A 3,108-nucleotide genomic window follows, 5' to 3' on the forward strand; every position below is an offset into this window, starting at 1 on the left:
TTTTAAATAATCCTTCCTTACTTTTTGATTTACTTTGGCAATAATCCCATTTACAATCCTGCTTGCTTCAGAAGAATTGCTATCTTTCAAAATATTGGCCTTCACAATAGAAAAATAAAAATGCTCTTCAGGTAACTGCCTTTCCAACCCTTTAAGAATTTCAAAAGCCTCTTCCCTTCTATTGGCCATATGTAAACAATAACTGAGGTTAATTTTTACAATAGGAGATTTAGTTAGGGAATACAATAGTTGGTAGCAATCAATGATCCCATTCCAATAGCTGGGATCAAATGAATTGGCAGTCATATGGTTGCTGACAATAAGTGCTTCAAGGTAATATTTATTTAGTTTTATTGGTTTCTCCAGATAATGAAAACCCAGTTCAATAAAATCATTGTCCCATTGGTCAATTTCCTGTTTAAAAAATGGAATAAACTCATTATTACTCATTTTTGCAGGGATCCGTGCTAAGTTAAAACAGAAAAGAGCGATGAGATGCTTTGTTGAAATATTTCCAAATTTTTTAGATAACGCCTTCGCAAGTGCCAGGGACTCCAAGCACAAATCATCATTTACAATAGAAGCTATTTTCTCATCAAAGGAATCAAACCCTATATTAAACACCGCATAAAGAATTTCCTCCACGATCCCTATTTCCCTATCTAAAATTTCGGACCGCTTAAAATGTTTATTCCCAGCATTTAATTGAAGTGTTTTCTTGGCCCTATTGATACCCTTATAAATGGCTTCAGAAGTCAGCAAGGTACATTCACTTATTTCCTTCACATGTAGTCCAAAAATATCTTTCAGAATTAGAAGGATTTTCATTTGAGGAGATAATCCCTCCATAGCGGAAAAAAATAAGATAGTTTGTAATCTTAGGTCTTCCTGAATGATTTCTTCCTGTTTTTCATTAAACGAAATGCCGAGATTAGTCGTTGAAGTATGACTTTCCTTCCTTATTTGGTTGATTAAATCATTTCGTGCAACCCTATACAACCAATTTTCCCTATTCTCGGGAATTCCATCGTGCTTCCAAACTTTTAAGGACTTATAAAAGGAGTTTTGAATGGCATCTTCAATTTGGTTCACATATTGTGTCCCAAATTGGCAAAATAGGGAAGCGAATAGCTTCCCATATAATTTTCTGTAGCTGGTTTCAATTTCCGAAAATGGAGTCGAATTGTTTTTATTCTTCATAATCCATTATAGGCCGAATTTCAGTTGTACCTCCCCATAGGTGACAAGGACATTCCTTTGCAATCTCAACAACATGGTCTAATTCCTTAGCTTTGAGCAAAAAATATCCTCCTATCATTTCTTTTGATTCTATATAGGGTCCATCCTGAATAATAGATTCCCTTCCTTTAATTTGTACCCCTCTCTCATCCAAACCGTCACAAGAAAGTAAATATCCTTGTTCTCCTAATTTATTGGCCCAGGCCGTATGAGATTTTACTAATTCTTCCATCTCTTTAGATGACAAATTCTGCATACGTTCCACGTCTTCGTGCAGTAATAATAAAAACTTTTTCATTTTTAAATTAATTTTTGTTCAGGGTAAAGACAATTGACCTAAGTAATTTTGGACAATTTTCAATAAAATTTTTCTTGTGGTGAAAATAAAGGCGGTCCACCAGGAAGTAGCAGGAGTTTTAAGACAAATTATTCCCAATTATCCCAACATTTTCCAACTGCAATCCAGTTAAAATAAATATTTTATAAATAAATCAAAAAGAAGGAATTGGACATTTTTTAAAAGGAAATAAAATCTTTAGGGATAGAGGAAAAGCCACTAAAATCCAGATTAAATTATTGTTCTAACCATTTTCTGAAATCTTTTGTGGTAGTAGTACTGGTAAGGATGTTTTTGTCGAGGCCGACCATCATCAAAGAAAGTCTGTTTTTAGCATAAGGCTCAATACTCACAATATGTTTTATACTTACGATCTGACTGCGGTTTATTCTGAAAAATTGGGAAGGATCAAGATCAATAATTAAACTTCCAATATTATTGGAGAACAGGTGCTGATTCCCTTGTATATCAATTAATTTGCATAAATCACCATAAGCCTCTATATAACTGACATCATCAATTTCTACCAATTGAATTCCTGACTTTTTTTTAATCGCAAAGCGTTTTTTATAAGCTTTTCTCTCTTGTTTCAGTAAAGTTTTAAACTCTTCAAAAACATTATTTTCAATAGGTTTTGTCTGAAAAAGATTTTGGTATTTATTGATAGCATCTTCTATATCTTTTTGAGAATATGGCTTCAAAATATAAGCAATACCATTGGTATTAAAAGCATCTAACAAATAATCGTCAAATGCGGTACAAAAAATAATGGGGGTATTTACGGAAACCGCTTTAAAGACCTCAAAGGAAGTTCCATCCAGTAACTTTATATCGGAAAGAATCAGATCGAAAGTATAGGGTCCAGATAAAATGGAAATGCCTTCACGAACAGATTTTACATGACGGTGTTCCAGTTGATCTCCAAAGTAATTCTGCAAATGATTAACCAGCTTCCTGTATGCGGGGGTTTCGTCTTCCAATATGAGAATATTCATTCCTTTCCTGCTTGATTAAGAAACTACAATTAATAGTGGAAGGTGAACAGAAAAGTGGGTTTCTGTTTCCATCAATTGGAAGTTTTTATCACTTAACAATTGATATCGTTTTTTTAGATTTTCCAAACCTGTTCCCAAGGCCTCTCCATTGATTTTATGAATGCTTGATTTCGTATTACTGATGCAGAGGTTATTATTGACCAATTTTACTTCCGTTTCAATGCTCTTTCCTTCGTAGGCAATATTATGTTTTACCACATTTTCAATTACCGTTAATAAAGCCCCAGTAGGTAGAAACTTGTTCTTCGGAACTTCAGTCAGTTTAAATGAAAATAAATAGGAGTTTTCAAAACGGGTTTCAATTAAAAAAATATAGTTTTTAACCAGGGCAATTTCCTCTTCCAATGTTACAATATCTTCATCTTTTGCTTTAATCAAATAGCGATACAAGGCCGCCAAATTTTGCACATATGCTTTTACCTTTTCTTTAGGAGAATAATCTATCAGGGCATCAATCGTATTTAAGCTGTTGTATAA

At 33.4% G+C, this 3,108-nt stretch carries 4 protein-coding genes; all 4 read right to left on the reverse strand.

Annotated elements, in window-relative coordinates; genetic code table 11:
* The coding region (locus tag E1171_RS03905) for a sigma-70 family RNA polymerase sigma factor (protein WP_155204289.1) at positions 1 to 1,200 on the reverse strand (1,200 nt) is incomplete at its 3' end.
* A complete protein-coding gene (locus E1171_RS03910; protein WP_155204291.1) occupies positions 1,190 to 1,537 on the reverse strand; it encodes a YciI family protein in 348 nt (115 codons plus the stop codon). The genes E1171_RS03905 and E1171_RS03910, both read right to left, overlap by 11 nt.
* Before the next feature lie 275 nt (positions 1,538 to 1,812).
* Positions 1,813 to 2,571, reverse strand: coding sequence for a LytR/AlgR family response regulator transcription factor (locus tag E1171_RS03915; protein ID WP_155204293.1), 759 nt, complete (start codon positions 2,569 to 2,571; stop codon positions 1,813 to 1,815).
* A 15-nt stretch (positions 2,572 to 2,586) separates the two neighbouring features.
* On the reverse strand, positions 2,587 to 3,108 hold a 522-nt coding region (locus E1171_RS03920; protein ID WP_187696238.1), incomplete at its 5' end, for a histidine kinase.

It is taken from the genome of Xanthovirga aplysinae, from assembly GCF_009711365.1.
GTDB lineage: Bacteria > Bacteroidota > Bacteroidia > Cytophagales > Cyclobacteriaceae > Xanthovirga > Xanthovirga aplysinae.

Coding starts and splice junctions, on each gene's coding strand:
- E1171_RS03915 (WP_155204293.1), bottom strand. CDS start 2,571: ATGAATATTCTCATATTGGAAGACGAAACCCCCGCATACAGGAAGCTG.
- E1171_RS03910 (WP_155204291.1), bottom strand. CDS start 1,537: ATGAAAAAGTTTTTATTATTACTGCACGAAGACGTGGAACGTATGCAG.